Annotated in this window: 4 protein-coding genes; 2 read left to right on the top strand and 2 right to left on the bottom strand. The window is 72.4% G+C overall.

All coding sequences use genetic code 11. The features are described 5' to 3' along the window. Positions 1–186: ABC transporter permease (locus G6023_RS15175; RefSeq protein ID WP_182636303.1), on the top strand; the 186-nt coding region annotated here is incomplete at its 5' end. A 91-nt stretch (positions 187–277) separates the two neighbouring features. Here the strand turns inward: G6023_RS15175 and G6023_RS15170 are convergent. Then, positions 278–460, bottom strand: a complete 183-nt coding sequence (locus tag G6023_RS15170; RefSeq protein ID WP_067714780.1) for a hypothetical protein — start codon at positions 458–460, stop codon at positions 278–280. A 404-nt stretch (positions 461–864) separates the two neighbouring features. Between G6023_RS15170 and G6023_RS15165 the strand changes: the two genes are divergently transcribed. Then, positions 865–1,623, top strand: a complete 759-nt coding sequence (locus tag G6023_RS15165; RefSeq protein WP_067714777.1) for a DUF2202 domain-containing protein — start codon at positions 865–867, stop codon at positions 1,621–1,623. On the opposite strand, the gene G6023_RS15160 is transcribed toward G6023_RS15165, so the two are convergent. After that, positions 1,577–2,486: sensor histidine kinase (locus G6023_RS15160; protein ID WP_182636301.1), on the bottom strand; the 910-nt coding region annotated here is incomplete at its 5' end. The genes G6023_RS15165 and G6023_RS15160 overlap by 47 nt on opposite strands.

The raw sequence follows: 2,486 nt of genomic DNA, 5'->3' as shown, positions 1-2,486 counted from the left end.
TCGCTGGACCAGACGCGCACCATCGGGTTGGTCACGATCCCCGGGGCGTTCGTCGGGATGGTGCTCGGCGGTGCCCGTCCGTGGGAGGCCGGGGTGATGCAACTGTTCGTCTCGACCGGGATCCTCGCGTGTGGCGCGATAGCCCTGGTGGTGACCACCCGTCTCGTGGCCGCCGACCGGTTGTAGCCGGGAGACGCCTCGCGCACGACGCCCGACTGTCGGCCGGTGGGCCGGACGGTGGGCGCCGCGCGCGAGTAGCGGTGCGGTGGGCTCGCGCTCAGGCGGAGCCGCGGGTGGCCGGCGTCGACAGGACGACGCGGCCGGTGGGCGTGTACGACGGCGAGACCGGGCGACGGTTCGGAGTCCGCAGCGGCGACGACGGCGGGATGGCCCGGCCGGTCGGCGTGTACGAGAACGCGGTCGGCGCGTTGTTCATGGCGGGATTTCGGTACTGCGACATGGGGATTCCTCCTGGTCGGGAAGCGAGCTGCACAGCCGCCACGTCCACTGGTGACGAGACGACGAGCCGTGCTCGGATGCGTTGGGTGGAGGCGACGACGGCTACCCGGGAATGGCGCGGACCTGGTGGTGAGGGCGCCGGGTGAGATGGGGTGGCCGGAACGGATCGCTCCCGCGGAATCGAACGCAGTCGGCGGATGTGCCGTTTCCGGTTCGACCAGAAGCGGGCTGGTGTGCCCGCGGTGGACAAAGAATGGCACGTCGCAGACCTGCACGCAAGTGGGTGACGATCTTCACCGGATCCTCACGGAGACCTCTCGGGTGCCTCATGCGGAGGCGGTGGAATCGAGGTGTCGGACGAACCGGCAGACGAGGCCCCCCGCGGGGCAGGACGAGGTGAGGATCATGAAGACGAACTCGAACAGGACGATCCGTCGTTCGATCGGCGCGGTCGCGGCCGTCGGCGCGTTGGCGGTGGCGGGGGTCGGCGGTTACGCGTTGGCCGGGTCCGACGGGCCCGCGGAGGACACCCGGGTCGCGACGGTCGCGACACAGCAGCAGACGGGAGGCCCCCAGGGGCACCACGGACAGCAGGGCCAGGGCGGACAGGGCCATGGCGGGCAGGGCCAGGGCGGAGCGGGCCAGCAGGCCCCGCAGGGTGAGAAGGGCCAGCGTGGCGAGAAGGGCCAGCGTGGCGAGAAGGGCCACGGGCTCGAGGTCCCCGCGCCCGCCGGTACGTTGTCGGCCGAGGAGGCCGAGACCCTGTCGATGATGCGCGAGGAGGAGCGGCTCGCCCACGACCTGTACGTGGCGTTGGGCGAGGCGTGGCCGGACCGCCGGTTCGACAACATCTCGGCTGCGGAAGCCCGGCACGGTGAGGCCACGGCGACCCTGCTCGCGAACCACGACCTGCCCGACCCGTCGGTCGGCTCCACCCCGGGAGTGTACGACTACCCGGAGCTCCAGGAGCTGTACGACGACTGGCTGGAGCGGGGCCTGACCTCGAAGTCCGAGGCGCTGGCGGTGGGCGCCGAGCTCGAGCGACGCGACATCGCCGATCTCGAGGCCGCGATGGCGGCCACCGAGCAACCCGATCTGGACGCGGTGTACGAGCACCTCAGGGACGGATCGGAGAAGCACCTGGCGGCGTTCGAGCGAGGCTGAACACGAAGGTGGACCCCTGGCCCGGGCCCCGGGAGGCGACTGTGAGGTCGCCCCCGTGGGCCCGGGCCAGTTGGCGTCCGATGGTCAGACCGAGGCCGGATCCGCCGGCGTGTCCGCCGGGCCCGCGATGGAACCGCTCGAAGACGCGCTCGGCCGAGTCGTCGTCCAGGCCGATGCCGGTGTCGGCGACGGTGATCTCCGCCCCGCCGGAGGTGCCGCTCACCGAGACCGTCACCCGGCCGCGCTCGGTGGCGGCCAGTGCGTTGACCACCAGGTTCTCGACGACCTGCGCCACGCGGTCCGGGTCGACCGTCAGGCGCACTTCGTCGTCGGGCAACTCCACCCGCAGGTCGACCTCCGTCGAGGCGAACCGGGGCCGGAGCCGCTCGACCGTGAGGCGCACCAGTTCGGCCAGGTCGGTCTCCGTCGGCGCGAGGTCGAGGCGGCCCTCGGTGCCCTTGGACAGCGTCGACAGGTCCTCGGACAGGCGCCGGAGCCGGGCGCTCTCGGCACGCACGTGACGCAACTCCTCCACGCCGAACACGCCGTCGGCGATGCCCTCCACGTACCCGTCGATCACGGTGAGCGGCGTGCGCATCTCGTGTGCGACTTCCGAGATGAGACGCATCCGGCGCGCCTCGGTCTGGTCGATCGTCCGGGCGAGCGTCGTCACGTCGTCGGCCAGGGCCGCGATCTCCCGCTCGGGGGGACGGGTGATGCGGCGGGTGTAGTCCCCGGCGGCTATCGCGGTGGTGGCGGCCCCCACCTCCGCCAGCGACCGGAGCATGCGACGCCCGACGATCCCGGCGGCGAGGAGCGCGACCGCGACGCCGGCGACCGCCCCCCACACCGTGGCCGTGGTG

Source organism: Dietzia sp. DQ11-71 (assembly GCF_014144995.1).
Classification (GTDB): Bacteria; Actinomycetota; Actinomycetes; order Mycobacteriales; family Mycobacteriaceae; genus Dietzia; species Dietzia kunjamensis.
The sequence above is the reverse complement of the archived record's forward strand: the minus strand, read 5'-3'. Positions and strand labels throughout refer to the sequence as shown.